Origin of the sequence: Kitasatospora sp. NPDC098663 (genome assembly GCF_044760075.1) — a bacterium.
In the GTDB taxonomy this organism is placed as follows: Bacteria; Actinomycetota; Actinomycetes; order Streptomycetales; family Streptomycetaceae; genus Kitasatospora.
Genome location: NZ_JBIWAP010000030.1, coordinates 76409 through 103307, shown reverse-complemented (window position 1 = coordinate 103307; position 26899 = coordinate 76409). Strand labels below are relative to the sequence as shown.

Genomic DNA, 26899 nt, shown 5'->3' with positions numbered 1-26899 from the left:
CGCCTGTCCCCGCAGCAGGTCATCGAGCGGATCGGCCGACTGGTCGGCCCGGAGGCGATCTACGCCGCGGGCGTCGGCCAGCACCAGATGTGGAGCTCGCAGTTCATCCGCTTCGAGAAGCCGGGCACCTGGCTCAACTCGGGCGGCGCCGGCACCATGGGCTACGCCGTCCCCGCCGCGATGGGCGCCAAGGCCGGCCGCCCGGACACCGCGGTCTGGGCCATCGACGGCGACGGCTGCTTCCAGATGACCAACCAGGAACTGGCCACCTGCGCCCTGAACGACATCCCGATCAAGGTCGCGGTCATCAACAACGGCTCGCTCGGCATGGTCCGCCAGTGGCAGACGCTGTTCTACAACCAGCGCTACTCCAACACCGTGCTGCACTCCGGTCCCGGCCACGACGGCGTCGCGCCGCCGGCCCAGGGCACCCGGATCCCCGACTTCGTGCTGCTGTCCGAGGCGATGGGCTGCGTCGGCCTGCGCTGCGAGCGCCCCGAGGACCTGGACGCCGTCATCCAGCAGGCGATGGAGATCAACGACCGCCCGGTCGTCATCGACTTCATCGTCCACCAGGACGCCATGGTCTGGCCGATGGTCGCCGCGGGCACCAGCAACGACGAGATCCAGTTCGCCATGGGCGTCCGCCCCGACTTCGGCGACGATCTCGACTGATACCTGCCCGCCCCTGAACCCCGGTCGTAGGCCCTCGACCCCCGCGAGGGCCTACGACCGGTCCTGTTTCTCGCGCCCTTCAGGCGGAGGGCCGTTGGAGCGGGCCGCTCAGCGGCTCGCCGACCAGGAGAGCAGGAGGCGCAGGGCGTCGTCCGACGGGGTGTGCGGGTCGGCGGTGTAGGTGACGAGGGCCTGGTCGGGGTCGTCGGCGGGGCGGAGCGTGTCGTAGGCGAGGTCGAGGGGGCCGGCTATGGGGTGGTGGAAGAGCTTGCGGCCGGAGGTCTTGTCGGCGACCGGGTGTTCGGCCCAGAGGTGGCGGAACTCCTCGCTGTGGACGCAGAGTCGGCCGACGAGTTCGGCGAGGAGGGGGTCGTGGGGGCGGCGGCCCGCCTCCAGGTGGAGGAAGGCGACGTTCTCGCGGGCGCAGGCCGTCCAGTCGCCGTAGAGCTCGCGCGAGGCCGGGTCGAGGAAGGTGCCGCGGGCGATGTTGCGCTCCTCGACCGGCAGGGCGCCGTAGTCGCCGAACAGCGCGACGGCGGCGCGGTTCCAGGCCAGGACGTCCATCCGGTGGCCCATCACCAGGGCCGGGACGTGGTCGAGCTGGTCGAGCAGCCGCAGCAGGGAGGGGCGGGGCTGCTGCGGGGCGGTGCGGCGGCGGGGCGCGGGGCGGGTGGGGCGGGCGAGGCGGTGGAGGTGGCCGGACTCGTCGGGGGCGAGTTGCAGGGCGCGGGCGACGGCGTCGAGGACGGCTTCGGAGGGGTTGCCGACGCGGCCCTGTTCGAGGCGGGTGTAGTAGTCGACGCTGACCCCGGCGAGGTGGGCGAGCTCCTCGCGGCGGAGCCCGGCGACCCGGCGGCGGCCGCCGTAGTCGGGCAGGTCGACGTCCTCGGGCCGCAGCCGGGCGCGGCGGGTGCGGAGGAACTCGCTCAGGGCACTGGTCGGGTTCATGGGGATGATTCTCACCCGGAGGCGGGCGGCCGTGCCTGGCCCTGCCGGGACCAGGCACGGCCGGCACCGGGGCGCGGCCGGTCGCGGGCTCGGTCATGGCCCCCACTCTCCCGACGGCCGCGGGACCGGGGCCAGGCCCGGCCCGACCCTGGGTCCGGAAGAACCACCCTGCACCGGGAATCGACGGCGCCACCGGGTGGTTGGGGCAGGACGACAGGCGTGTGACACTCGCGAACAGGGGTCTGACATGAAGATCGGCATCATCGGTGCGGGCAACATCGGCGGCAACCTGACCCGACGGCTGACCGCGCTCGGGCACGACGTCTCGGTGGCCAACTCGCGCGGCCCCCAGTCGCTGGCCGCCCTGGCCGAGGAGACGGGCGCGACGGCCGTGCCGGCCACCGAGGCGGCGCGCGGGGCCCAGGTCGTGGTGGTGACGGTGCCGCTGAAGAACGTGCCGGACCTGCCGGCCGGGCTGCTGGACGGCGCGGCCGCGGGCGCGGCGGTGATCGACACCGGCAACTACTACCCGCAGCAGCGCGACGGCCGGATCGACGCGATCGAGGACGACGGGCTGACCGAGAGCCGGTGGACGGAGCGGCACCTCGGCCACCCCGTGGTGAAGGCGTTCAACGGCACCTACGCGCAGGACCTGCTGGAGCGGCCGCGCCCGGAGGGCGACCCTGAGCGGATCGCCGTGCCGGTGGCGGCGGACGACGAGGCGGCCAAGCGCGTGGTGCGGGCGCTGATCGACGAGCTGGGCTTCGACACCGTGGACGCGGGCGGGATCGACGAGTCCTGGCGCCAGCAGCCGGGCACGCCGGTGTACGGGCTGCGCGCCGGGGTGGAGGCGGTCACCCGGGCGCTCGCGGAGGCTTCTCCGGAGCGCCCGGCGGACCACAAGGCGTGACCCCGGGAAGGCGCGAACCCGGGAAGGTGTGACCCCCGGGAAGGTGTGACCCCCGGAAGCCGTGACCCGCGCCGAGCCGACCTCAACGGGCCCGGTCAGCCCGTGCGGCGGGCCCCCTCGGCCGGGACGGCGGTGAGGGTGCGCGGGGCCGCGTAGCCGGCCGCGCGGAACGCGGTGGTGACGGCGGCGGCGACGGTGTCGGCGGCCGGTGCGTCGACGAGGGCGATCACCGAGCCGCCGAAGCCGCCGCCGGTCATCCGCGCGCCGTGGGCGCCGGCGGCGAGGGCGGCCTCGACGGCGAGGTCGGTCTCGGGGCAGGAGACCCGGTAGTCGTCGCGCAGCGAGGCGTGCCCGGCGGTGAGGATCGGGCCGAGCGCGGCGGGCCGGCCGGCGTCCAGGTGGGCGACGGCGGCCGTGACGCGCTCGTTCTCGGTGACCACGTGGCGCACCAACGGCCTCAGCTCCTCCGGGAGTCGGGGCAGCGCGGTCGGCAGGGCGGCGGGCGTCAGCTCGCGCAGCGCGGGCAGCCCGAGCAGCGCGGCCGCCCGTTCGCAGCCGGCCCGCAGGGCGGCGTAGGCGCCGTCGCCGAGGTCGTGCTTGACCCGGGTGTCGAGGACCAGCAGGGCGAGGCCGGCGCCGGCGAGGTCCAGCGGCACCTGCCGCATCGCCAGGTCCCGGCTGTCGAGGTGCAGGGCGGCGCCCGGGCGGCAGCACATCGAGGCCATCTGGTCCATGATCCCGCAGGGGACGCCGACGAAGTCGTTCTCGGCCCGCTGGGCGATCAGGGCGAGTTCGGGGGCGGACAGCCCCAGCCCGTACAGGTCGTCGTACGCGATCGCGACGACGCATTCCAGGGCGGCCGAGGAGGACAGCCCGGCCCCCCTGGGCACGTCGCTCTCCAGCCGGAAATCGGCGCCGCCGACGGGGTGCCCGGCCTCGCGCAGCGCCCACACCACGGCGGCCGGGAAGGCCGCCCAACCGGTCACCGAGCCCGGGGCCAGGTCCGCGACGGCCAGGTCGGCGACCACCCCGTCGCCCTGGGCGGACCAGAGCCGCAGCCGGCCGTCGTCGCGGCGCCGGGCCTGGGCGCGGACGGCCTGCGGGAGGGCGATCGGCAGCACGAACCCGAGGTTGTAGTCGGTGTGTTCGCCGATCAGGTTGACCCGGCCGGGGGCGGCCCACTCCCCCTCGGGGGCGTGGCCGTGGAGCTCTTCGAAGGAGAGCACGGGGGTGTCCACCGGAGTCTTCACGGGCGTGTTCGCGGGCGTGGTCACAGGGCTGCCTCCCGCAGCCGGCGGGCCGCGTCCTCGGGGGTGACGTCGTTGACGAAGGCGTCCATGCCGGATTCCACCCCGGCCAGGAACTTGAGCTTGTCGGCGGCGCGCCGGATGGTGAACAGCTCCAGGTGGAGGGCGAGTTCGTCCTCCTGGCCGGCGGGCGCCTGGTGCCAGGCGGAGATGTACGGGGTGCGGCCGGTGCCGAAGAGGCGGTCGAAGCGGCGCAGCAACTCCAGGTAGAGGCGCGGGAATTCGGCACGCTGCGGCTCGTCGAGGCCGGTCAGGTCGGCGACCCGGCGGTGCGGGTAGAGGTGCACCTCGTACGGCCAGCGGGCGGCGAAGGGGACGAAGGCCGTCCAGTGCTCGCCGGCGAGCACCACCCGGGCGCCGTCGGCGCGTTCGGCGGCGAGCAGGTCGTCGAAGAGGCTGCGGCCGGTGGCGGCGCGGTGTTCGGCCGCGCGCGCGGCCATCCGGGCGGTGCGCGGGGTGGTGAAGGGGAAGGCGTAGATCTGGCCGTGCGGGTGGGCGAGGGTGACGCCGATCTCGGCTCCCCGGTTCTCGAAGCAGTAGACCTGCCGGACGCCGGGGAGGGCGGCGAGTTCGGCGGTGCGGTCGGTCCAGGCGTCGAGGACGAGGCGGGCCCGCCGCTCGTCGAGGTCGGCGAAGGAGGCGTCGTGGTCGGCGGTGAAGCAGACCACCTCGCAGCGCCCGGCGCCGGGGCCGCTGACCCGCAGTCCGCCGACGCCTTCCAGCGCCGCCGGGGGGCCGGCCAGCGAGGGGAAGCGGTTCTCGAAGACGGCCACCTGGTAGTCGTCGGCGGGGATCTCGCTGTGCCGGCCGTCCCGGGAGGGGCAGAGCGGGCACTCCTCGGCGGGGGGCTGGTAGGTGCGGGCCTGGCGGTGCGCGGCGACGGTGACCCAGGCCCCGGTGGCCGGGTCGAGCCGGACCTCGGAGCCGTGGGCGGGCGGGTCGAGCGGGCGCCGGTCGACGGCGTCCCGGGGGACGGCCGCGCCGCTGTCGTAGTAGATCAGCTGTCGCCCGTCCGCGAGTGTGGTCGCGGTCTTGGCGGTGGGCTGGGTCAGGGTCCCGGCCATGGCCTTCTTCCCTCTATCCGACACGAAACAACAATATCCAACATTATCCATCAGGCCTGGCTGTCCGGAAGGGGTCCGCGCCTGCCATGATGGCGGTGACCGCAGCCCGCCGGACGGCCTGCCGGGCGAACGGTCACACGGACCACCCCGACCCGAGGAGCACCCCCGATGGCTGACAGCGCCCAACCGCTCGCCGGACAGCGCCGCGTGCTGATCCTGGAGCGGGTCCGCGCGCGCGGCGGCGTCCGGGTGACCGAACTGGTCCGGGACCTCGGGGTGTCCGACATGACCATCCGCCGCGACCTGGACGCGCTGGCCCGCCGCGGGCTGGTGCACAAGGTGCACGGCGGGGCGGTGCGCATGGAGGCGGCGGCCAGCGGCGAGCCCGGGTTCGAGACCAAGGCCAACTGGCAGCTGCCCGCCAAGGAGGCCATCGCCCGGGCCGCCGCCGCCCTGGTGCCGCCCGGCTCGGCGGTCGGGCTGGCCGCCGGGACGACCACCTTCGCCGTCGCCCGGCAGCTGCGCGCCGTCGAGGGCCTCACCGTCGTCACCAACTCGCTGCGGATCGCGGAGCTGCTGGAGGAACCCGACGAGGACGGCACCCCCGCCACCGCGACGGTGATCCGCACCGGCGGCGTCCGCACGCCCTCCGACGCGCTGGTCGGGCCGGTCGCCGACCAGGCGATCCGCTCGCTGCACGTCAACGTGCTGGTCATGGGCTGCCACGGCCTCTCGGCCGAGGCCGGCCTGACCACCCCGAACCTGGCCGAGGCGGAGACCAACCGGACCTTCCTCCAGTCCGCCCGCCGGGTCGTCGTGGTGGCCGACCACACCAAGTGGAACGCGGTCGGCCTGGCCTCCTTCGCCACGCTGGAACAACTGGACGTGCTGGTCACCGACGACGCGCTGGCGGCCGAACACCGGGCGGCGGCAGCCCGGTTGGTCGGCGAGCTGATCGTCGCCCCGACCGGGGAGCAGGGCAACCCGGCCTGACGGGCCCGCTACGGACCCGTCCGGGAACTCGCCCGCACCACCAGCTCGGCGGCCAGCTCCAGCCCTCCCGCCGGCGGCGCCTCCCCCCGTACCTGGCCGAGCAGCCGCTCCACCAGGGCGGCGGCGATCGCCCGCAGCGGGAGCCGCACCGAGGTCAGCGCGGGGTGCAGGTGGCGGCAGAGCGGTGTGTCGTGGAAGCCGGTGACCGCCACCCCCGCCGGCCCGACCGCCAGTCCCTCCGCCCGGACCGCCTCGTAGACGTCCAGCGCCAGCAGATCGCTGCCCGCCGCGAAGGCCGTCGGCCGCTCGGGCCCGCGCAGCAGCTCCCGCACGGCCGCGACGTCCGGCCGCGCCGCCGTCACCGCGGACAGGCCCAGCCGGGCCGCCTCGGCGAGGAAGCCCGCCCGCCGGGCGGCCATCCACGGCAGGTCCTCGGCGCGGCCGACGTACCCGATCCGGCGGTGGCCGAGCGCCGCCAGGTGCCGCACGACCACGGCCATCGCCGTGTCGTTGGCGATGTCGACCCAGTGCTGGGGCTGCCCCGGGCCGGTCCGTCCGAAGGTGACGAACGGGAGGCCGGTCCGGACGACGTGCCCGATCCGGGGGTCGTCGTCCAGCACGTCCGCCAGCACCAGTCCGTCGACCTGGCGGGCCGCCACCAGTTCGTCGATGGCCGCCGGCGGGCCGGCCGCACCCTCGGCCGCACCCCGCCCCGGGCGGAACAGCAGCACCCGCTGCCCCTGCGCCCCCGCCGCGTCGACCAGCGCCTCCAGGAAGCCGGCCATCAGCGGGTTGGGGTCGAACGGGTCGTCCACCGGGGCGAGGTAGCCGAGGGTGCGCCGGGCGCCGCTGCGCAGCGAGCGCGCCGACTGGTCGGGCTGGTAGCCGAGTTCGCGGATCGCCGCGGTCACCCGGGCCAGCGTGTCCGGGCGGACCCGCTGGGGCGCGTTGAGCGCGTTGGAGACGGTCTGCCGGGACACCCCGGCCGCGCGGGCCACCTCCTCGATGGTGGTGGCGCCGCGGCGCGGTCGGGGTGTTCCCTCGGGCATCGGAGGCTCCAGGACGGCTGCTCGGCTCTGACGGGTGCTCGGTTCTACGGACGGCGCAGGGTCAGCAGCCCGCCGCGCGGCACGGAGATGCCGCCCGCCCGGCCGAGCTCGACCTCGCCCCGCCGGACGATACGCCCTCGGGCGTCCTGCACGGTGGCCTCGGCCGTCCCGTCGCCGCCGGTGAGCCGGACGTCCGGGTCGGCGTCGGCGTTGGCGACCAGCAGGGTGCGCCAGTGCGCACCGGAGACGTCCACCGGCAGCGCGGCGTAGCGGGCCACCGCGACGGTGCCGCCGCCGACGGCGGTGACCATCGGGTAGCCGAGGTCCGGCCGGGCCGGGCGCAGTTCGCCGAGCTGCAGGGTGGCGACGTGCTCGCGGAAGACGCCGAGCCAGAAGGCGATCGCCTCGCGCTGCCCCGGGCTCTGCGCCGCGAGGTCCACGGAGACCTGCGGCACCGAGAACAGCACGTTGATCAGGTGGCAGGCGATCTGCTCGGGCGGCTCGGCCGGGTGCCACATCAGCATGTCGGCGTGGACCGGGACGGGCCCGGCGGCGAGCCGCACGTCGATGGTGCGCTGCCGGTTCTCCTGCGGGCTGAGCGGGCAGTCGGTGGCGCGGACCATGGTGACGTACGGCCACATTCCGGGGCTGACGTACGGCTGGCGGTGCTCGATCATCGCCCCCGGCTTGACCGCGGTGATCCGGCCGCGGATCGCGGCGAGCAGCCGCTCGACGCCCTCGTCCACGGTGGCGCAGTCGGCCTCGGGCCCGGGCTCCGGCGCGTCGGCGCGGGCGAACCAGTCGACGAAGTCGACCTTCAGCCCGTCCATGCCCCACTCCTCGACGGCGCGGGCGAGCCGGCCCGCCAGGAACGCGCGGACCTCGGGGTAGCGCGGGTCGGCGACGATCGCGCCCATGTGGGCGACGTCGGCGAGCGCGTAGCGGCCGATCGCCTCGAAGGCGGCGCTGTCCTTGCCGATGAACGGCAGCGCGTACCAGAGCAGGTACTGCACGCCGAGGTCGTGGACGCGCTGGACGTGGGCGGCGGTGTCGGGCAGCGAGACCGGCTCCCAGTCGCCGCAGTGCGCGTAGCCGCGGGTGCGGTCGGCGGTCATCCAGCCGTCGTCGACGATGATGACGTCCATGCCGAGCTCCTTGCCGAGCGCGGCCTGGGTCTCGACGGCCTTCGGCGAGACGTCCTGGTGCATCGAGTACCAGGTGGAGTAGGCGGGGCGGCGGGCGGCCTCGGGGATGGCGGGGATGTCGGCCGCGCGGCCCGCCCACCACCAGGCGGCGAGGTCGGCCAGGCAGCGCGCGAAGTGCCGGCGGGAGGTGTCGATGCGGACGGTCAGCCGGCCGGCGGCCTGGGCCCAGAAGCGGAACTCGCCGGTCTCCTCCAGCACTCCGGCACCGGTCAGGACGTCGACACGCTCGGCGGCGAAGGCGCAGATCGCGAGGTCGCCGGTGCCGATCAGGGCGGCGATCGGGGCGCCGTCGGCCAGGCCGGTGCGACGTGGGGCGCTCCACGCGGCGGGCAGCCGGCCGGTGCCGCGCGGCTCGGGTGTCCAGAACGCGGTGGCGTCCACGCACGGCACCCGCCACTCGATCCGGACGTCGCCCTCCCCCTCGGCGGTCACCTCGACGATTCCGTCGCCCGCCCCGCGGGCGGTCGCGTTCCCGCTGACCCGCAGGTCCAGGCCCTCGGCGTGGAGCGGACGCAGGCCGCCGGCGACGGCGGGGGCGTGCGGCTCCCAGATCTCGGTCATGTTCAGCCCTTCGTGGCGCCGGCCAGCAGGCCGGAGATGAACTGCCGTTGGAGGACCAGGAAGAGGACCATCATCGGCAGGGTGGACAGCGCGGTGCCGGAGAGGATCGCGCCGTAGTCGGTGTTGCTCTTGTTGCCGTGCAGGGTCGCGAGGGCGACCGGCAGGGTGTGCATCCCGGGGCTGCGCAGAGCGATCAGCGGCCAGACGAACTGGTTCCAGGAGCCGAGGAAGAGGAAGATCGAGAGGGCTGCCAGCACGGGCCTCATGACCGGCACCACCACGCTGAACAGCACCCGGAACTCGCCCGCGCCGTCGACCCGGGCGGCGTCCAGGAGTTCGTCCGGCAGGCTGCTCAGCGACTGCCGCATCAGGAAGACGGCGAAGGGCACGCACAGGCCGGGCAGGATCAGCGCCTGGTAGGTGTCCAGCAGGCCGAAGTTCGTCATCATCTTGAACAGCGGCACCAGCATGACCTGTTCGGGCACCACGAGGGTGGAGAACAGCAGCGCGAACAGCAGGGTCCGGCCGCGGAAGCGGAACTTGGCGAAGGCGTAGCCCGCGAGCAGCGCCACGACGAGGGCGCCCAGCGTCTGGACCCCCGCCACCAGCAGGGAGTTCCCGACCACCCTGAGCAGGCCGATCTTCTGCTCCAGGTGGCTCAGGTTCTCGCCGAGGCTCCCGCCGGGCAGCAGCTCGGGCGGCCAGTCGAAGACCTCGGTGTCCTTGCGGGTGGAGGAGACCACCAGCCAGTAGAAGGGGGCGATCGACAGCCCGGTGACGCCGGCGAGGAGGAAGGTCAGCGGCCAGCCGCGCAGCTTCCCGAGGGGGTTCACGCGCCCGGAGGCCTCGCTCCGGGGGGTACCGCTCCGGGGGGTACCGCTCTTGGAGGTATCGCTTGGGGAGGTCACTTGTCGCGCTCTCCCATCAGGCGCATCTGGACGGCGCCGAGCACCGTCACGAGCAGGGTGAGGGCGTAGGCGACGGCGGAGGCGTAGCCGAAGTCGTAGTACCGGAAGCCGTTCTGGTACAGGTACATGGAGACGGTCAGGGTGGCGTTGTCCGGCCCGCCGCCGGTCAGCACGTACGGCTCGTCGAAGAGCTGGAGCGTGCCGATGGTCGAGAGCACGACCGTGAACAGCAGCACCGGGCGCAGCGCGGGGACGGTGACGGAGGTGAAGCGGCGGATCGGTCCGGCGCCGTCGACCATCGCGGCCTCGTACAACTCCCGTGGAATGGACTGGAGTCCGGCAAGGTAGATGACGGCGTTGTATCCGGTGTAGTGCCAGGTGAGCACCACGACGACGGCCATCCGGGCCCAGACGGGCTGGCCCAGCCAGTCGACGGAGGGCAGGCCGACGGCGTTCAGCACCCAGTTGACCGCGCCGTCGTCGGTCTTGAGCAGGTAGGCGAAGATCACGCCGGTGGCGACCAGGCCGGTGACGGAGGGCATGAAGACGCCGAGCCGCCACACCGTGCGCCAGCGCACCAGCGCGGAGTTGATGCCGACGGCCATCAGCAGGGCCAGCCCGAGCATCAGCGGGACCTGTATGACGAGGATCTCGCCGGTGTTGGACAGGGCCGTCCAGAACAGCGGGTCGTCCAGCAGGCGACGGTAGTTGGCGAGGCCGGCGTCGCGGGTGGCCGCGCCGGAGCCGGTGGTGAAGGACAGCAGCAGCGACTCGACGACCGGGTAGGCCTTGAACACGCCGAAGGTCAGCAGGGCGGGGGCCAGCAGCAGGTACGGTACGGCGGCGCGCCGCAGGCGGGACCGGCGCGGCGCTGCGGACCTCCCGGCGAGGGCGGCGGACGGGCTGGCGGCACTCATGCGGTACCGCGCCCGGTCTGCTGGGCGAGCTGCTTGGCGGCGTCCTGGAGGACGGCGGCCGGGTCGGCGCCCTTGAGGAGGACCTTGACCTGGGCGTCGCTGACGAGCTTGAGGGCGCGGGCGTAGTCACCGGAGTAGTTGGTGGGGTAGCCGCCCTCGGTGGCGAGGTCGGCGAAGGTCCTGAGCACCGGCTGCCCGCCGTAGTAGGCGCTCGGTTCGGCGTACAGCGGGTCGGTGTAGGCCTCGGTGAGGGCCGGGAAGACGCCGCCCGCGTTGAACATGGCGTTCACCGAGGCCGGGCGGGTGACCGCGTACTCGACGAACTTCCAGGCGGCGCGGCGGCGCGGGCTGGAGGCGGCGACGGCCAGGTGGGTGGAGTTGACCAGCGCGGTGCGCTTGCCGCCGGGGGTGACCGCCGGGGGCTTGGTGAGACGCCAGTTGCCGCTCTGGTCGGGGATCTTCTTCTCCAGGTAGTGCGCGACCCAGGCGGGCATCGCGGCCACCGCGAGCTTGCCGGCCTTCATCACGGGCGGCCAGCTCTGGACGCCGGGGGTGTCGCCGATCAGCCCGGCCTCGTCCAGCCGCTTGACGATGGTCAGGGCGCGCACGGCGGGCTCCGAGCCGACGGTGATCCTGCCCTGGAGGTCGAAGTAGAAGGCGCCCTGCAACTGCATCAGGCCCTGGACGAAGTCCAGGTCGGGGGTGGGGTTGGCGGCCCTGTTGATGCCGATCAGGGCGACGCCGGGGTTGGCGGCCTTGAAACGGTCGGCCACGGCGAGCAGGTCGTCCCAGGTGGCGAAGGACTCGGGGTCGATGCCCGCCTTGTCGAAGTAGTCCTTGCGGTAGAAGAAGCCGAGCGGGTTGACCTCCCAGGGCAGCGCGTAGGCGTGGCCGTCCTTGCCGCTGACGACGGGCCACAGGCCCTTGGCGAACTTGTCCTTGTGCGCGTCGGCGCCGAGCGCGGAGAGGTCGGCCAGGCCGCCGGGGAACTTCTCCTGGTATCCGGGCAGGTAGTCGCAGCCGATGTGCAGCACGTCGCCGAGACCCTGGCCGCCGGCCGCCAGGCCGACGGTGATCTTGTCCCAGATGGCCGGTTCGCCGATGTCCTGGACGTCGACCGTGATCCCCGGGTTGTCCTTCTGGAAGGCCGGGACGATCCCGCGCAGGGCTTCGGCGGCCGTGGCCCAGGACCAGACGGTGATGTTGCCGGTGTCGGCGTCCCCGCCCGAGGCGCCCCCGGAGCCGGAGTCGCCGCAGGCTGCGAGCGTGCCGCCGGCGGTCAGGGCCAGCAGGCCCGCTCCCGAGGCTCGGAGCAGATCACGACGGGAAAGGTGTGACATTGCATTCCTCTCTGAGGGGTGGCGAGGAAGGGTTGAAACAGGAAGGGTGGTGGGTGAGGCGGGAGGGGGGCCTTGAAGGGTTTTGAATGGTTTTGAACGTTCAAATACACAAAACAGATCAGAACCAAACAGGTTCGAACGAGCGGGTCACAGCAAACGCCCACCCTCCCCGCGCCGTCAAGACCTGGGCGCGGAGAGGGTGGGCTCCGAAACCGTTCTGTTATCCCAGGGCCGCGTCCGGAGCGCCGAACACGGTCCCCGGGGTGACCGGGATCCCCCGCGCCATGGCCTCGAAGTCCAGGATCGGATGGGTCAGGATCTCCTCGACCTCGTCGGACAGGAGGTTGCCCAGGATGAACTCCTCCTCCGCGCCCGACCCGAAGGTGACCACCTGCCCGCTCGACTGGATCATCCAGTTCAGCAGCTCCCGCTCGCTGCTCTCCGCGAGGTGGATCTCCCGGCCGGGGTGGTCGCGCCGGATCCCGTCGACGACCGCGCGGACCTCCTCCACCGCCACACCGAGCCTGCGCACCGTGGCCGGCGAGGCCCGCCGTCCCCACCACTGGAAGATCACCCACTGGGCGACCGACGGGTGGGACAGCACCTCCGCCGCCAGCTCCGGCAGTTGGTGGAGGTTCTCGGCACTCGCCACGGTGTGCACCCGCACCCGGTCGAAGCCCTCGGCGTCGCACAGGGCGAGGGACTCCAGCAGCGCGTCGAGGAGCCTGTCGTCCGGGCTCCGGCGGAAGGCCCGTTGCACCTCCGGCGTGACGGCGTCCAGCGGCAGCCGCAGCGAGGACAGGCCGTGGAGCCGGGAGAGCTTCTCGGCGGTGAGCGTGTAGCCGGTGGTGTCGAGGCCGACCTTGAGACCACTGGCGACGGCGTCGTCGACCACGTCGAAGATCGGCGGCCACAGCAGCGGGTCACCTCCGGCCAGGACCAGGTCGGTGGTCCCGTGCGCGGCCAGCTTCCCGACGATCCGCCTGGCCTGGCCGAGGTCGATCTGCTCCGCCGCGAACGGGTTGTAGCAGCCCTGGCAGGACATCGGACAGCGGTTGTTGATCGACCAGTTGACCCTCCGGACGCGGCGGCCGGTACGCGGCCGGTCGGCCCTCCCGCGGATCCCGGCCACGAGCCGGGCCAGGCGGACGGCCTGCGGGAGGGCGGCGCCGGCGAGCAGTTCCCCGGCCCGCTCGACGCCGGCCGCGGTGGCGTTGTTCTGGAGCAGGAGGAAGGCCAGGCGCCACCGCATGGTCTCGTCCCCCGGGTCCTGACCCAGGGCCTGTTCGACCCGCTCGGCCAGGGCGCCGAGGTAGCCGGGGGTGAAGTTGGCGGGTTCCAGGCGCCGTTGGAACGCGTCGGCGATCGACCCGCGCTCCAGGGCCCGGTCGTAGCCGGCCCGCAACGGGTGCGGGGGCAGGATCTCCACGTGCTGCCGGGTGGGCATTCGGTGTTCTCCGGTACGGGTCAGTTCGGGGCGGACGGCAGCATGACGACCATCGAGTCGGCGGACGACAGGCCCATGCCCTCGACGAAGACCGCGTCGCGGACGAGCTGCGCGATGGCGGGGTGGGTGGGGGCGGCGAGGTAGCGGGCGGTGGATTCGAGCGGGGCGATGTCGTGCTTGGCGATCAAGGTGCGCAGCGAACCCGGCAGGTCGTCGAGGCCCTCGCGCATGTCCTCCAGGTCGAACCGGTCGGCCAGCCGCATCGCCGCCCTGCGGGCCTTGGCGAGGTTGGTCGTCGGGTCCAGGACGGTCGCCTTGGCCAGGTAGTAGGGGACGGGCTGCATCATCCAGGCCAGCGCCGCGCGCGGGTCGTCCTCGTCGTGGCCGGGATAGTCGAAGGCCTCCGGCCCGAGCCCGAGGCCGTCGCAGAACCACTCGGGCCGCATGCTGATCCGGTAGTGGGCGTGGCCGGCCAGCCGGAACGCCGGGAGCCTGGCTATGACGGACGTCGTCTCGATCCGGAACGTGTCGGAGATCCGCCGCATCGTCCGCCCCAGCACGGCCCGGACCTCCGGCACGTCGGCCCCGTCGGCCACGACGTGGATCAGGTCGAGGTTGGAGACGATGTCGCCGGCGGGCCCGGTGCGGTGCTCGCCTCGGGCCAACGAGCCGGTCGCCGCCACCGACATGTCGGTCACGTCCGCGAACTCGCGGGCCAGCTCCTGGAACAGCAGGGGGACGTCTTCGGGTCTCACGCGCTTCCTCGGGTGTCGGCTACGGAGGTGGAGTAGACGCCCTCTCTTCCAATGCCGCTCACATCATGGAGAGTTGGCGTTCAGATGGGCACCCTAACAGCGACCCGCCACAAATGGTCGTGTTTGCACCACATATCTCACACATCGCAGCTGACGGACCGACACAAACGGTCTCAACCAGTCACTCAGGCGCCGCCCGCCGCAGGTGGATCGGGTGGGCATCGAGACATCCGAACCACGCATGCGCGAGAAGTCGGCCAGGCCGACTTCTCGCGCAAACCTCATCCGGCCAGCACGACCGGCGTGCCCGTCAGATCCACGCCCGCCTGCCGGAGTTCGCCGAGGGCGGTGACCGTGGTGTCGGTGGCCACGCCCGCCGTGTAGTCCAGCAGCACCCTGGTCGCGAACCCGGCCTTCACGGCGTCCAGCGCCGTCGCCTTCACGCAGTGGTCGGTGGCGATCCCGACCACGTCCACCGCGTCCACGCCCTGGCCGCGCAGCCAGTCGGCGAGCCGGGTGCCGTCCGCCGCGAAGCCCTCGAACCCGCTCTTGGACGCCGAGTGCGCGCCCTTGAAGAACACCTCGTCCACCGCGCCCGCGCCGACGGCGGGCGCGAAGGACGGGTGGAACTCGCCGCCCTCGCTGCCGACCACGCAGTGCACCGGGAAGGACTCCCGGAAGTCCGGCTGCGCGGAGAAGTGCGGGCCCGGGTCGATGTGGTGGTCCCGGGTCGCGACCACCCGCGCCCAGCCCGCCCGCTCCGGGCCCTGGACCAGCTCGGCGATCGCCCGGGCCCGGTCGGCGCCCCCGCCGACCGGGACGCTCCCTCCCTCGCAGAAGTCCTTCTGCACATCCACCACGATCAGCGCGCGAGCCATCGACCGGCCTTTCCTCGGGGGTACGGGATTTCGCGGCCAGCTTGACGCCTTCGAGGTGCGTGGACGAAGCAACCCGGGCTGCCGTTCACCCGGACGGGCCCCGGCGCGGCGATCGGCGCATCCCGGCGGCGCCGCCAGGCCAGGTCCGCGAGCCGCACGCCGAGCCCCGAGCCCCGAGGCCCTGTCCGGCCAGGAGTCGCGCGAGAAGTCGACGGGGCCGACCTCGCGCGCGACGGCGTTCGGCTACCGGCCGACCTCGCGGAGGCGGAAGTCCTCCACCGTCTCCCGGCGGATCAGCAGGCGGGCCCGGCCGTCCTTCACGGCGGCCACCGCCGGGCGGCCGACCAGGTTGTAGCCGGAGGCCATCGACAGCTGGTACGCCCCGGCCGCCGGGACGGCCAGCAAGTCCCCCGCGCGCAGGTCGGCGGCGAGCACCGCGTCGCGGACCAGCACGTCGCCGGCCTCGCAGTGCCGGCCCACCACGTCCACCCGGGCCGCGCCCGCCTCCGAGCGGCGGCCCACCAGGCGGACGCTGTACGCCGATCCGTACAGCGCCGGGCGCGGGTTGTCGCTCATCCCGCCGTCCACGGCGGCGAAGCAGTGGCCGTCCGCGGTGTGCTTCACCGACAGCACCCGGTACACGGCGACGGCGGCCGGGCCGGCCAGCGCGCGGCCGGGCTCGACGATCAGCCGCGGCACCTCCAGGCCCGCCTCGGCGCAGCGCACCGCCAGCCGGTCGGTCACCCGGACGGCGAAGTCGGCGACGTCGAACTCGGCGTCCCCCGGCAGGTAGCGGATGCCGTGGCCGCCGCCGAGGTCCAGTTCGGGCAGTTCCACGCCGTGCTGCTCCCGGATCTCCGCGAGCAGCCGCACCAGCGCGTCCACCGCCTGGAGGTAGGGCTCGACCTCGGTGATCTGCGAGCCCAGGTGGCAGTGCAGGCCGGCCAGTTCGAGCCCGGGCTGGTCGAGCACCCGGGCGATCGCGTCGGCCGCGTCGCCGCCCTCGATCGGGAAGCCGAACTTCTGCCCGCCCACTCCCGTCTGGACCGCCGTGTGGTGTCCGGCGGCGATCCCCGGGACGACCCGGACGAGTACCCGCTGCGGGGTGTCGGCGGCCACCAGGGCGGCCAGCCGGGCGATCTCCGCCGGTCCGTCGATCACGATCCGCCCGACCCGCAGCCGCCGGGCCAGCCGCAGTTCCTCCGGGGACTTGGCGTTGCCGTGCAACAGGATCCGCTGCGCCGGGAAGCCGGCCGAGGCGGCCAGCCACAGCTCGCCGGAGGAGCAGACGTCCAGGCCCAGGCCCTCCTCGGCCGCCCAGTCGGCCATCGCGCTGCACAGGAACGCCTTGGCGGCGTACAGCACCTCGGCGTGCGGCAGCGCCCGCCGGTACGCCCGGGCGCGGCCCCGCACCTCGGCCTCGTCCAGGACGTACAGCGGGGTGCCGAACCGCTCGGCCGCCTCCGCCAGCCCCACCCCGCCGACCAGCACGTCGCCGCCGGGGCCGGGCCGCGCCGAGGCCGGCCAGGGGCCGCCGAGCGCGTCGACGGCCGGCGCGCCGGGTCGGGCGGTGGAGGTGCCGGTGGAGGGTGCGGGGGCGGCGGAGGGGACGGACGGGGCGGTCAGCTGCGTCATGGCGGTACTCCTACGGGGCGGGGTTGCGGCACGCGGTGGGCGGGGTCAGTCCTCGAACTGCATCGCGATCCGGCAGTGCGCCGGGCGGCCGCGGTCGTGGCCGGCTGCGGTCGCGGGCGCCGGTTCGGGCGGCTCGGGGCTGTCCTGAAGCTCCTGTCGGTCCTGCCGGACGCCGGCAGGCAACAGGCGGACCAGGCGGCGCGGCGACTGGTCGACGGCGGTGGCGATCGTGCTGCTCACGGGAGGCTCCTCGGGCTCGGGCGGGCCGCCGTGGTGCGGCCCTCGGTTCCAGTGGATGCCCACCGGACGCCGATCGCACCGGGCCTTGACGCGTGGCCTACGCTCCGCCGTGCGTCCTTGACGCCTTCCTGACATCCGCCGCCCCGGCCCTCACCCGTACAGCCGAACGCGCCCCCGAACGTCCGTACGAGCCTCCGAACGCCCGCCCGGTCCGGATGTCAGGGAGCCGTCAAGGACGGCCGCCCACACGCCAAACCCGCGTCAAGAGGAGCGTGGCGGGCGCGGATCCGGTGGTGGGCTGGCCGCCGTCCCCGCCGCCACCGAGTCCGCCGCCCCGTTGCCCCGCAGCCCGGGGCGGCCCGGAAGGTCTTCCGAGACGATGCGCCGTTCGGCCCTCACTCCCCCGGACACCACCACGCCCCGAACCGACTGGTTCCGCCGCCCGGAGGGCGCCCGCGAGCAACCCCCGCACGACCGACCGGACGACCGACCGGACGACCGGTCGCACCAACCGCAGCACCACCCGAGCCACCACCCGAGCCACCGACCGAGCCACCGACCGACCGGCCCGGACGGCGGCCGCCGCCGGCTCATCACCCGCCGCCAGCTCACCGAGGCCCTGCCCGCCGCCGTCCGCAAGCTCCACCCGCGCACCATGATGCGCAACCCGGTGATGCTCGTGGTGGAGACCGGCTCCGCGCTCACCACGCTCAGCGCGGTGATCCACCCGAGCGTGTTCGCCTGGGTGATCGGCTTCTGGCTCTGGCTGACCGTGCTGTTCGCCAACCTCGCCGAGGCCGTCGCCGAGAGCCGGGGCAAGGCGCAGGCCGATTCGCTGCGCCGCACCCAGGCCGGGACGACCGCCCGGCGGCTGCTGCACTGGCGGGTCGGCACCCGCGACCACCGCCACGAGGTGATCCCCGCCGAGCAGTTGATGCTGCACGACGTGGTGCTGGTGCCGGCCGGCGAGGTCGTGCCGCAGGACGGCGAGGTGGTCGAGGGGGTGGCCTCCGTCGACGAGTCGGCGATCACCGGGGAGTCCGCGCCGGTGATCCGCGAGTCCGGCGGTGACCGCACCGGCGTCACCGGCGGCACCAGGGTGCTCTCCGACCACCTGGTCGTCCGGGTCACCTCCCGGCCCGGGCAGAGCTTCGTCGACCGCATGATCGCCCTGGTGGAGGGCGCCAACCGGCAGAAGACCCCGAACGAGATCGCGCTCAACATCCTGCTCGCCTCGCTCACCATCGTCTTCCTGCTCTCGGTGGTCTCGCTCCAGCCGATGGCGATCTACGCGCACGCGCCGCAGACCACCGTGGTACTGGTCGCCCTGATGGTCGCGCTCATCCCGACCACCATCGGCGCGCTGCTGTCCGCGATCGGCATCGCCGGGATGGACCGGCTGGTCCAGCGCAACGTCGTCGCCCTCTCCGGCCGGGCCGTCGAGGCCGCCGGGGACGTCGACGTGCTGCTGCTCGACAAGACCGGCACCATCACCCACGGCAACCGCCGGGCCGTCGCACTGCACCCGCTGCCCGGTGCGAGCACCGAACAGCTCGCCGAGGCAGCCCAGTTGGCCTCCGTCGCGGACGAGACCCCGGAGGGGCGCTCACTCGTCGAACTGACGAACCGCCAGTACTGGGTGCCGCCCCGCGCCCCCGGCGAACTCGGCGAACAGCGGCCCGTCCCGTTCACCGCGCACAGCCGGATGAGCGGCGTCGACCTGGCCTGGCCCGACGGGACGAACTGCCTGATCCGCAAGGGTGCCGCCGGAGCCGTCGCCCGCTGGGTGGTGGACTCCGGCGGGCGGATGCCGATGGAGGCCAAGCCGCTGGTGGACCGGATCGCCGAGGCCGGCGGCACCCCGCTGCTGGTAGCCGTCCACGACCGGCACGGCGCCCGGGCGCTGGGCGTGGTCGAACTCAAGGACGTGGTGAAGGAGGGCATCGCCGAGCGCTTCGCCGAGCTGCGCAGGATGGGCATCCGCACCGTCATGGTCACCGGCGACAACCCGCTCACCGCCCGCGCCATCGCCGCCGAGGCCGGGGTGGACGACTTCCTCGCCGAGGCCACCCCCGAGGACAAGCTCGCCCACCTGCGCCGCGAGCAGGCCGCCGGGAACATGGTCGCGATGACCGGCGACGGCACCAACGACGCCCCCGCGCTCGCCCAGGCCGACGTCGGCGTCGCGATGAACTCCGGCACCCCGGCCGCCAAGGAGGCCGGCAACATGGTCGACCTCGACTCCAACCCGGCGAAGCTGATCGACATCATCCGGGTCGGCAAGCAACTCCTCATCACCCGGGGCGCGTTGACCACCTTCTCGATCACCAACGACGTGGCCAAGTTCTTCGCGATCATCCCCGCCATGTTCGCGAACGCCTACCCCGGGCTGCACCACCTCAACATCATGGAACTGCACAGCCCGACCTCGGCGATCGCCTCCGCGATCATCTTCAACGCACTGATCATCGTCGCCCTGATCCCGCTCGCCCTGCGCGGCGTCCGCTACCAGCCCGCCTCCGCCACCGACCTGCTCCGCCGCAACCTGCGGGTGTACGGGCTGGGCGGGCTGATCCTGCCGTTCCTCGGCATCAAGGCGATCGACCTGCTGATCCAGTTCGTGCCGGGCCTCGGCTGAGGCGCACGGCGCGACGGAGCTGTCAGAAGGCCGTCAAGAAGTGTGCGACCGGCGTCATGGAGCCATCAGCGGCGGTACGGACGGCCCGGTTCCGGGGTTCACTGGAATCATCCGAACCAAGGAGTACGGAACCGGGAGTACCCGACCGGAGAAACGGAGGCGAACGGCCATGACCGGGACCACCCGAGTGATCGTCGGCCTGAGCGGATCACTGAGCAGTCTGGCCGCCCTCTACCACGCCGTCGGCGAGGCGGCCCGCAGCGAGGCCGTGCTGGTGCCGGTGGCCGCGTGGAACGCGGGCGAACGCGACGGCCTGCGCCCGCTGTCCGAACTGGAGCACGCCGCCCGACGGCGGCTGGACATCGCCTTCGAGCAGGCCTACGGCGGCTATCCGGCCGGGCTGGTCATCCACCCGCTGGTGGTCAGGGCCGAGCCCGGGCCGGCCCTGGTCGGCGCCGTCACCGGGCCGGAGGACCTGCTGGTCCTCGGCGCCGCCACCCGCCGCCGGTTCGACCGGCTGCGGCACGGCTCGGTGGCCCGGCACTGCCGCCACCGCGCGGGCTGCCGGGTGGTCGAGGTCTCGCCCTCCGCGCTGCTGACCCGGCTCGAACTCCCCGCCCGCACCGGGGCACCGCTCCCGCTGCTCGGGCGTGCCTGACAGCACGTCCCCGAACCCGCCCGCCGGCTCGGCGCGTCACCTCACCCACGCCGAGCCGGCGGGCGCCATCGCGCCCGGGCCCGCCGCTCCACGGCCCCTGGTCCAGGCCCGCCCCGGCGCCGCCCCCAACCGCACCACCGCGTCCGCGTGTTCGCGCACCGGCGGCAGGTCGCGGCTGATCAGCGCCAGCGCCACCCCGCGCTCGACGCGCAACCGGCCCAGCAGGGTCATGATGCCCGCGGCCGTCTCGGCGTCCAGCCCCGAGGTCACCTCGTCGCACAGCAGGACGTCCGGCCCGGCCGCCAACGCCCGGGCGATGGCGACGCGTTGACGCTGGCCGCCGGACAGCTCGGCCGGGTGCCGGGCGGCCAGGTCGGCGGGGAGGCCGACGGCGGCCAGCAGTTCGGCGACCCGGCCGGGGCACTGCTCGTGCGGGGTGGTGTGGTGCAGCCGCAGCGGCCGGGTGAGGGTGGCGCCGACGGTCCGGACCGGGTTGAGCGCGCCGAGCGGGTTCTGCGGGACGAGTTGGACGCGGCGGCGCTGCTCGCGGGTGCGGGCGTGGTGCGAGCCGGCCAGCGGGGCGCCGTCCAGGGTGAGGGTGCCGCCGGTGGGCGGGTGGAGCCCGGCGAGGACCCGGACCAGGGTGGTCTTGCCCGTGCCGGAGGGGCCGATGATGCCGGTGCAACTGCCGGGGGCGAGGTGCAGGTCGACCCCGGCGAGGATCCGGCGCCGCCCGCGCCCGTACCCGACGTGGGCTTCGACGCCGAGCGCGGCCAGCCCGACGGCGGTGCGCGCCGCGACCGGTCCGGACGTACGGCCGGCCCCGGCCCGGACGGCGTCGCCGCCCGCCCCGGGGCGGGCCGGGGCGAGGACGTGCACCTCGTCGGCGCAGCGGGCGACGAAGGCGGCGTCGTGGCTGGCGAGCGCGACGGCGATGCCGTGCCGGCGGGCGAGTTCGCGCAGCAGGTCGGCGATCTCGTCCCGCAGGGCACGGTCCAGGCCGGCGCCGGGTTCGTCGAGGAGCAGCAGGTCGGGGCGGCGGGCGAGGGCCCGGGCGAGGGCGACGCGGCGCTGCTGGCCACCCGAGAGGGCGCCGGGGAAGGCGAGCCGGTGACGGCGCAACCGGCGCAGCGCTTCGGGGGCGAGGGCGAGGACGTCCTGGCCGAGGACGGTGACCAGTCCGGTGGCCCGGGCGCCTGGGGGCAGGGCGCCGGCGAGGGCGTGCAGCAGGGTGGTCTTGCCCGCGCCGGAGGGGCCGGTGACGGCGTGCACGCGCCCGGGGCGCAGGTCGAGGCTGACCGGGGCGAGCAGCGGGGTGCCGTCCGCGAGGGCGATGGCGAGCCGGTCGACCCGGGCGGTCGGGTTCTCGGTCACTGTCATGGCGCGCGTCCTCCCCCCGAATCGGAATCACTTAGGTTTGCCTACCCTGAAGTTGAGCCCCCAGGCAACCCTCCTGCCACACAATGGCTCAGGAGTGACCACCCCGCCGACGTTCTCGGCCGCCGTCCGGCCGTCGGCACCAGGGGGCGGCCGGCGTCACCGCGGGTCGCGCAGGTGGTCGCTCAGCCAGGTCAGCGACGGCGGGAGCAGCCTGGTCCAGGTGGTGAAGTTGTGCCCGCCGGTCTCCACGGTGGCCTGGGTGACCACCAGCGGCGGGCGGGCGGCCGCGGCGAAGGCCACGGAGTCGGCGTAGCCGTGGCCGTCCTCCTTGCTGTCGGCGAGAAGGACGGCGAGGGCGGGCATCGGCAGGTGGGCGAGGCGCCAGTTCAGGTCGGCCTCGTCGCGCCGCTGCCGGCTGCCGCCGAAGAGGTCGCCGGTGGTCGCGTCCTCGGCGGCCTTGAAGTAACCGGACAGCGAGACCGCCACCGGGAAGGTCTCCGGGTGGACCATGCCGAGTTTGACGGCGCAGTAGCCCCCGGTGGAGTCGCCGATCACGCCGAGGGAGCCGGTGCCGTCGAGCACCCGGTAGGAGGCGCGCAGGTCGGCCGGCACGTCGGTGGTGAAGTAGCGCTGGGCCTGCGGGCCGTTCGGGACGTCCTCGCACTCGCTGTCGCGCGGCATCGACGGCGAGGGGCGCACCAGCACCAGCACGGTCGGCTTCATCGTCCCCCGGCGCAGCAGGTCGAGTTCGTACGCGGGGTAGCGCAGTTTGGTGACCAGGTTGGCGGCGTCCCCCGGGAAGCCGGTCATCACCAGGGCGGCCGGGAAGTGCCGGGTCTCGGCGCCGGGGCGGAAGTACTGCGGAGGCAGGTAGACGTACCCGTCGGTGCTGAGCCCGGTGGTGCCGCCGGGCAGCCGGACCCGGTCGAGCCGCCCGATGGTGGCCGGGTCGCGGTCGGCCCCGTCCGCGCCGGTGATCTCCGCGGTGCCGAGCACCTGCACCCCGGCGGGCACCTCGGCCGGGGCGCTGCCGGGGGTGCCGGAAGGGGGGCCGGAGGGGACGGCGGTCGGGCTGACGGACGGGCCGCCCGTCTGGATGACGCCCGTCCCGCGGTCGCGCCCGAACAGGTCCGACCAGCTGCTGTAGAACACGAAGTCGTCGTTGACGGCGAGCCCGAGGGTGGCCAGCAGGGCGAACTGGGTGACGGCGATCGTGCCGAGCCGCAGGAACACCGCGGGCCAGCTGCGGACGGCCAGCCGGGGCCAGACCCAAAGCGTGCCGAGCACCGTGAACACCGCGAACAGTGCCACCAGCGCCAGCAGCTTGTGACTGGTGAGTCCCATCCGGCCTCCCTGGGGCGCGTCCGACAGTGCGACCCAGGGTAACCAGGGCGGGACCGAACGTCACTCCCGCCGGTCGGCGAGCGCCTGCCAGACCTGGTCGCGCAGGAACGGCGGGTCGGTGAAGCGGATGCCGGTGGCGTCGCGCAGGGCGTTGGCGAAGGCGGGGGCGACCGGGTTGAACGGGCTCTCGCTCATCGACTTGGCGCCGAGCGGGCCGATCGCGTCCGAGGTGGTCGAGAAGTGCACCTCGGTGCGCGGCACGTCGGCGTACGCGGGCAGGCGGTAGCGGCGGAAGGCGGCCGTGGTGACCTCGCCCCGGTCGTCCAGCAGCACCCGTTCGAACAGCGTCGCGCCGAGCGCCTGGGCGACCCCGCCCTCGACCTGCCCGCGGCACTGCATCGGGTTCATCACCCGCCCGGCGTCGGCGCCGTGCACGCTGCGCAGGATCCGGATCTCCCCGGTGTCCGGGTCGACGGCCAGGCGGAACCACTGCGAGTTGAACGCCACCGAGCGCGGCGAGCCGCCCCAGTGCCCGGTGCCGACGAGGTCGACGCCGCGTTCGCGCGCCGCCGCGTGCAGTTCCTTCAGCGGGATGCCGCGCCCGTCGCAGTCGACGGCCTCGGCGCCGAGCCGGACCAGGCTGCGCGGGGTCCGCGCGTACTCGGCGGCGAAGTCGGTCAGCCGTTCGGCGAGCGCGTTCGCCGCCCGCATCACCGCCTTGCCCGCGACCACCGTCCCGGCCGAGCCGAAGGCGCCGGTGTCGTGCCGGACGACGTCGGTGTCGGACTGCCGGATCGCGATCCGGTCGACGGTGGTGCCGAGCGCGCCCGCGGTGATCTGCTGGTGCACGGTGGTCGTGCCGTTGCCGAACTCGGCCGTCCCGACGGCGACGTCGTAGCTGCCGTCCTCCAGCAGGGCGACGGCGGCGTCGGCGAAGTGCCCGCCGGGCGGGCCGGTGGCGATCATCGCCATCGCGAAGCCCTGCCCGACCAGCCAGCCCTCGGGGGCGTCCGCCGCGCTGCGGTCGTTCGCGAGCGCGTCACGGACGACTTGCAGGCACTGGTCGAGGCCGTAGCTGGCGATGTGCAGGTCCTCCTCCTCGCCGCCGGGGCTGAGCAGGTGCTCGCCGGGGCCGATGACGTTGCGCTCCCGGAACTCCAGCGGGTCGATGCCCAGCCGACGGGCCAGTTCGTCCATCGCCGACTCCACCGCGAAGGTCACCTGCCCGAGCCCGTAGCCCCGGAAGGCGCCGGCCGGCACGCAGTTGGTGTACACCGAGTACGCCTCGACCTTCTTGTGCGGCACCCGGTAGACGCCCATCGACTCGCCGACGCTGTGGAACATCACCGCCGGGCCGTGGTTGCCGTACGCGCCGGTGTCGGACACCACCCGGAAGCTCAGCGCCGTGAGCGTGCCGTCCGCCTTCGCGCCCGCCTTGACGGTGATCGTGAACGGGTGCCGGGTGGTGGCGCCGTAGAACTGCTCGGCCCGGGTGAACTCCAGCTTCACCGGCCGGCGCAGCCGCAGCGCCGCCAGCACCGCGATGTCCTCGGTCAGCATCTCCTGCTTGCCACCGAAGCCGCCGCCGACCCGGCCCGCCACCACCCGGACGTCCTCCTCCGGCAGGTCGAACAGGGCGCAGAGCGCGCGCCGGGTGAGGAACGGCACCTGGGTGCTGGAGCGCACCACCAGCCGCTCGCCGACACCGTCCTCCCGCTCCTCGAAGGAGACCACGCAGCCGTGCGTCTCCAGGCTGGCGTGCTGCACCCGCTGGGTGCGGAAGGTCTCCTGGTAGACCGCGTCGGCCTCGGCGAAGCCCTGCTCCACGCTGCCGATCTCGCCGTGCACCTCGCCGCACACGTTGTTCTCCGGCCGGGCGATCCGGGCCTGCGGCCCCTTGGCGTGCAGCACCGGCGCGCCGGGCGCCATCGCCTCCTCCGGGTCCAGCACGTACGGGAGTTGCTCGTACTCGACGGCGATCCGGCGGCAACCCTCCTCGGCGGCGGCCTCGCTGTCGGCGACCACCGCGGCGACCCGCTGGCCGACGAAGCGGACCACGTCGTCCAGCAGCCGGGTGTCGTCCGGGTCCTCGGTCGGGTGCTCGTGCCGGGCCGAGGAGTACAGCCGCTCGGGCGCGTCGTGGTGGGTGAACACCGCGTGCACGCCGGGCACCCGCAGAGCGGCCGCGGTGTCGATGGCGACGATCCGGGCGTGCGGGTGCGGGGAGCGCAGCAGCTTCAGGTGCAGCAGCCCCGGCACCTCCACGTCGAAGGTGTACCGGGCGGTTCCGGTGACGACCTGCGGCCCGGCGGGCGCGCCGAGGCTGCGGCCGACGGCGCGGCCGGCCTCGGGCTCCTCGGTGTGCCGGACGCCGCGGATCGCGTCCTCGATCGCCCGGTAGCCGGTGCAGCGGCACAGGTTGCCCTTCAACGACCTGGGGAGGTCGGCGAGTTGCTCCTCGTCGAGGGCACTGGCGGTCATCAGGAAGCCGGCCGTGCAGAAGCCGCACTGGAAGCCCTGGGCGTCCAGGAACCGCTGCTGCATCGGGTGCAGTTCGCCGTCCTTGGCCAGGCCCTCCACCGTGGTGACGCACCGCCCCTCGGCGCGTGCCGCCGGGTAGAGGCAGCTGTGCACCGGGGTGCCGTCCACCTGCACGGTGCAGGCGCCGCAGTCGCCGGCGTCGCAGCCCTTCTTCACCCCGAACCAGCCGCGCTCGCGCAGGTAGGTGCGCAGGCACTGGCCCGGGCGGGGCTCGGTGTCGAAGTCCCGTTCGTTGACGCGGATCGAGAAGCTCATGCGGCGGCCTCCTCGGCCAGGTCCGGTCCAGCCGAGTCCGGGCCGGCCAGGTCCGGTCCGGCCGTGCCCGGCGGGGCCGGGCGGGCGGGGTCCAGTTCGCGGCGGATCTGCTCGGCGAACCGGAAGGTCAGGTGCCGCCGCCAGGCGGGCAGTCCGTGGATGTCGTCGACGTACTCCTCGGGCCGGATGCCGCCTCGGACCGCCTCCTCGACGGCGGCCGCGTTCGGCCCCGGCGGGAACCAGAGCCGGATCGGGCGGACGGTGGCGGCGGTCACCGTGATGGTCAGCGAACCGTCCACCGGATCGAGGGTGCCGATCAGCAGCGCGCCGGAGCGGCCCAGCCCGTACAGCGAGGCCTGGCGGAACGCCGTCCGGGCCGCCAGCGCCCGGCCCGGCAGGGTGATCGAGCGCAGCAGCTCACCCGGCCGCAGGTCCTTGACGCCGGCGCCGGTGACGAACTCCGCCACCGGGACGCGGCGTTGCTCCCCCGACGGGGCCCGCAGCAGGCAGACCCCGTCCAGGGCGGCGGTCAGCGAGATCATCGGGCCGGCGGGCAGGCCGTTGCACAGGTTGCCGCCGACGGTGGCCATGTTCCAGATCTTCCAGGAGGCCAGGAACGCCCGGCAGCACTGCTCGAACAGCGGCGCCGCCGCCCAGGCCGCGGGTTTGGGGTGGCGGGAGAGCTGGGCGACCGTGCAGGTCGCGGCGATCTCCAGGCCGCCGTCCGGGGTCGGGGTGAGCGGTTCCCAGCCCATCCGGCCGAGGTCGATCAGCCGGCGGATGTGCGGCTGCGGTTCGGAGAACAGGTACGTCCCGCCGCCGAGCCAGGCGTCCCCGGGCCGCCAGGTGCCGCCCCGGCGGGCGTCGCACAGCTCGGCCACCGTGTTCAGATCCATGTCGCTCCATCGCCCCCGGCCGGTCCCGTTCCTTCGGTACGGCGATTGAAGCCGCGGCGACCGGTCGGGCACGAGTGGGCCCGCACACCAGCCGCACCCGGCCCCACCTGGTCGATCGTCCAACCGCGGGGCTCCCCCACCCGCGCCAACTTCGACAAGGGTGTCGAAGTTGGCGTGAGGGCCGGGCTATGCTGTCCCGAAGTCCGAGGATGACCCCCCCTTGCCCCGTCGACGAACGCACCAGCATGGCGCGCCCGACCGGAAGGAGGCGAGACGCATGGACAGCAGCAGTGCGGGCCGCACCACCCGCCCCCACCCCCACATGCCCCGGTCCGCCTCCGGCAGACGGTGAGCA

22 protein-coding genes are annotated in these 26899 nt (G+C 74.0%); 5 read left to right on the top strand and 17 right to left on the bottom strand.

Annotated features, from left to right (window positions below):
- On the top strand, positions 1-675 hold a 675-nt coding region (locus ACIQVZ_RS28750), incomplete at its 5' end, for a thiamine pyrophosphate-dependent enzyme (protein WP_402453820.1).
- 108 nt (positions 676-783) lie between these two features.
- On the opposite strand, the gene ACIQVZ_RS28745 is transcribed toward ACIQVZ_RS28750, so the two are convergent.
- Positions 784-1623: a helix-turn-helix domain-containing protein gene (locus tag ACIQVZ_RS28745; RefSeq protein ID WP_402453818.1), complete on the bottom strand. Its 840-nt coding sequence runs from the start codon at positions 1621-1623 to the stop codon at positions 784-786.
- Between ACIQVZ_RS28745 and ACIQVZ_RS28740 the strand changes: the two genes are divergently transcribed.
- The gene (locus ACIQVZ_RS28740) at positions 1622-2533 is read left to right on the top strand and encodes an NADPH-dependent F420 reductase (RefSeq protein ID WP_402453817.1); all 912 of its coding nucleotides are present in this window, start codon (positions 1622-1624) and stop codon (positions 2531-2533) included. The two genes, ACIQVZ_RS28745 and ACIQVZ_RS28740, sit on opposite strands and share 2 nt — an antisense overlap.
- Positions 2534-2628: 95 nt before the next feature.
- On the opposite strand, the gene galK is transcribed toward ACIQVZ_RS28740, so the two are convergent.
- A complete protein-coding gene (galK, locus tag ACIQVZ_RS28735) occupies positions 2629-3807 on the bottom strand; it encodes a galactokinase (protein WP_350883147.1) in 1179 nt (392 codons plus the stop codon).
- Positions 3804-4904, bottom strand: coding sequence for a galactose-1-phosphate uridylyltransferase (galT, locus tag ACIQVZ_RS28730; RefSeq protein ID WP_402453813.1), 1101 nt, complete (start codon positions 4902-4904; stop codon positions 3804-3806). Before galT ends, galK begins: the two co-directional genes overlap by 4 nt.
- A 168-nt stretch (positions 4905-5072) precedes the next feature.
- Between galT and ACIQVZ_RS28725 the strand changes: the two genes are divergently transcribed.
- Entirely contained in the window at positions 5073-5897 is an 825-nt protein-coding gene (locus tag ACIQVZ_RS28725; RefSeq protein WP_350883152.1) for a DeoR/GlpR family DNA-binding transcription regulator, read from the top strand.
- Positions 5898-5905: 8 nt separating this feature from the next.
- Here ACIQVZ_RS28725 and ACIQVZ_RS28720 read toward each other — a convergent pair whose 3' ends face one another.
- The 10 genes from ACIQVZ_RS28720 to ACIQVZ_RS28675 form a co-directional block, all read right to left on the bottom strand.
- Complete coding sequence (locus ACIQVZ_RS28720) at positions 5906-6946, bottom strand: LacI family DNA-binding transcriptional regulator (RefSeq protein WP_402453809.1); 1041 nt, start codon at positions 6944-6946, stop codon at positions 5906-5908.
- Positions 6947-6990: 44 nt separating this feature from the next.
- Entirely contained in the window at positions 6991-8712 is a 1722-nt protein-coding gene (locus ACIQVZ_RS28715; protein ID WP_402453807.1) for a glycoside hydrolase family 36 protein, read from the bottom strand.
- 2 nt (positions 8713-8714) lie between these two features.
- On the bottom strand, positions 8715-9545 hold the full coding sequence (locus ACIQVZ_RS28710) for a carbohydrate ABC transporter permease (RefSeq protein WP_402453804.1): 831 nt from the start codon (positions 9543-9545) through the stop codon (positions 8715-8717).
- Between the two features lie 71 nt (positions 9546-9616).
- Positions 9617-10537, bottom strand: coding sequence for a carbohydrate ABC transporter permease (locus tag ACIQVZ_RS28705; protein WP_402453803.1), 921 nt, complete (start codon positions 10535-10537; stop codon positions 9617-9619).
- On the bottom strand, positions 10534-11877 hold the full coding sequence (locus ACIQVZ_RS28700) for an extracellular solute-binding protein (protein WP_350883163.1): 1344 nt from the start codon (positions 11875-11877) through the stop codon (positions 10534-10536). Before ACIQVZ_RS28700 ends, ACIQVZ_RS28705 begins: the two co-directional genes overlap by 4 nt.
- A gap of 220 nt (positions 11878-12097) precedes the next feature.
- Positions 12098-13324, bottom strand: coding sequence for a radical SAM protein (locus ACIQVZ_RS28695; RefSeq protein ID WP_402453800.1), 1227 nt, complete (start codon positions 13322-13324; stop codon positions 12098-12100).
- Positions 13325-13344: 20 nt separating this feature from the next.
- Positions 13345-14079: a hypothetical protein gene (locus ACIQVZ_RS28690; RefSeq protein WP_350883168.1), complete on the bottom strand. Its 735-nt coding sequence runs from the start codon at positions 14077-14079 to the stop codon at positions 13345-13347.
- Positions 14080-14360: 281 nt separating this feature from the next.
- Positions 14361-14957 (bottom strand): isochorismatase family protein, encoded by a 597-nt coding sequence (locus ACIQVZ_RS28685; protein WP_402453797.1) that lies wholly within the window; start codon positions 14955-14957, stop codon positions 14361-14363.
- Positions 14958-15200: 243 nt separating this feature from the next.
- Positions 15201-16592 carry a diaminopimelate decarboxylase gene (gene lysA, locus ACIQVZ_RS28680; RefSeq protein WP_402453794.1) on the bottom strand — a complete coding sequence of 464 codons (1392 nt, stop codon included), beginning with the start codon at positions 16590-16592 and terminating at the stop codon, positions 15201-15203.
- Between the two features lie 45 nt (positions 16593-16637).
- Positions 16638-16832 carry a hypothetical protein gene (locus ACIQVZ_RS28675; protein ID WP_402453791.1) on the bottom strand — a complete coding sequence of 65 codons (195 nt, stop codon included), beginning with the start codon at positions 16830-16832 and terminating at the stop codon, positions 16638-16640.
- Positions 16833-17211: 379 nt separating this feature from the next.
- On the opposite strand from ACIQVZ_RS28675, the gene kdpB reads away from it, so the two are divergent.
- Together kdpB and ACIQVZ_RS28665 are read left to right on the top strand one after the other, a co-directional pair.
- Positions 17212-19470 (top strand): potassium-transporting ATPase subunit KdpB, encoded by a 2259-nt coding sequence (kdpB, locus tag ACIQVZ_RS28670; protein ID WP_402453789.1) that lies wholly within the window; start codon positions 17212-17214, stop codon positions 19468-19470.
- Between the two features lie 169 nt (positions 19471-19639).
- Complete coding sequence (locus ACIQVZ_RS28665; RefSeq protein ID WP_350883186.1) at positions 19640-20128, top strand: universal stress protein; 489 nt, start codon at positions 19640-19642, stop codon at positions 20126-20128.
- 36 nt (positions 20129-20164) lie between these two features.
- On the opposite strand, the gene ACIQVZ_RS28660 is transcribed toward ACIQVZ_RS28665, so the two are convergent.
- The 4 genes from ACIQVZ_RS28660 to ACIQVZ_RS28645 all read right to left on the bottom strand — a co-directional run bounded on the left by ACIQVZ_RS28660 (position 20165) and on the right by ACIQVZ_RS28645 (position 26544).
- Positions 20165-21508 (bottom strand): ABC transporter ATP-binding protein, encoded by a 1344-nt coding sequence (locus ACIQVZ_RS28660; protein WP_402453786.1) that lies wholly within the window; start codon positions 21506-21508, stop codon positions 20165-20167.
- Positions 21509-21664: 156 nt separating this feature from the next.
- Positions 21665-22852: an alpha/beta hydrolase gene (locus ACIQVZ_RS28655; protein WP_402453784.1), complete on the bottom strand. Its 1188-nt coding sequence runs from the start codon at positions 22850-22852 to the stop codon at positions 21665-21667.
- A 60-nt stretch (positions 22853-22912) separates the two neighbouring features.
- Positions 22913-25648, bottom strand: coding sequence for a molybdopterin-dependent oxidoreductase (locus ACIQVZ_RS28650; RefSeq protein WP_402453782.1), 2736 nt, complete (start codon positions 25646-25648; stop codon positions 22913-22915).
- Positions 25645-26544, bottom strand: a complete 900-nt coding sequence (locus tag ACIQVZ_RS28645) for an FAD binding domain-containing protein (protein WP_402453780.1) — start codon at positions 26542-26544, stop codon at positions 25645-25647. Before ACIQVZ_RS28645 ends, ACIQVZ_RS28650 begins: the two co-directional genes overlap by 4 nt.
- Positions 26545-26899 lie beyond the last annotated feature (355 nt).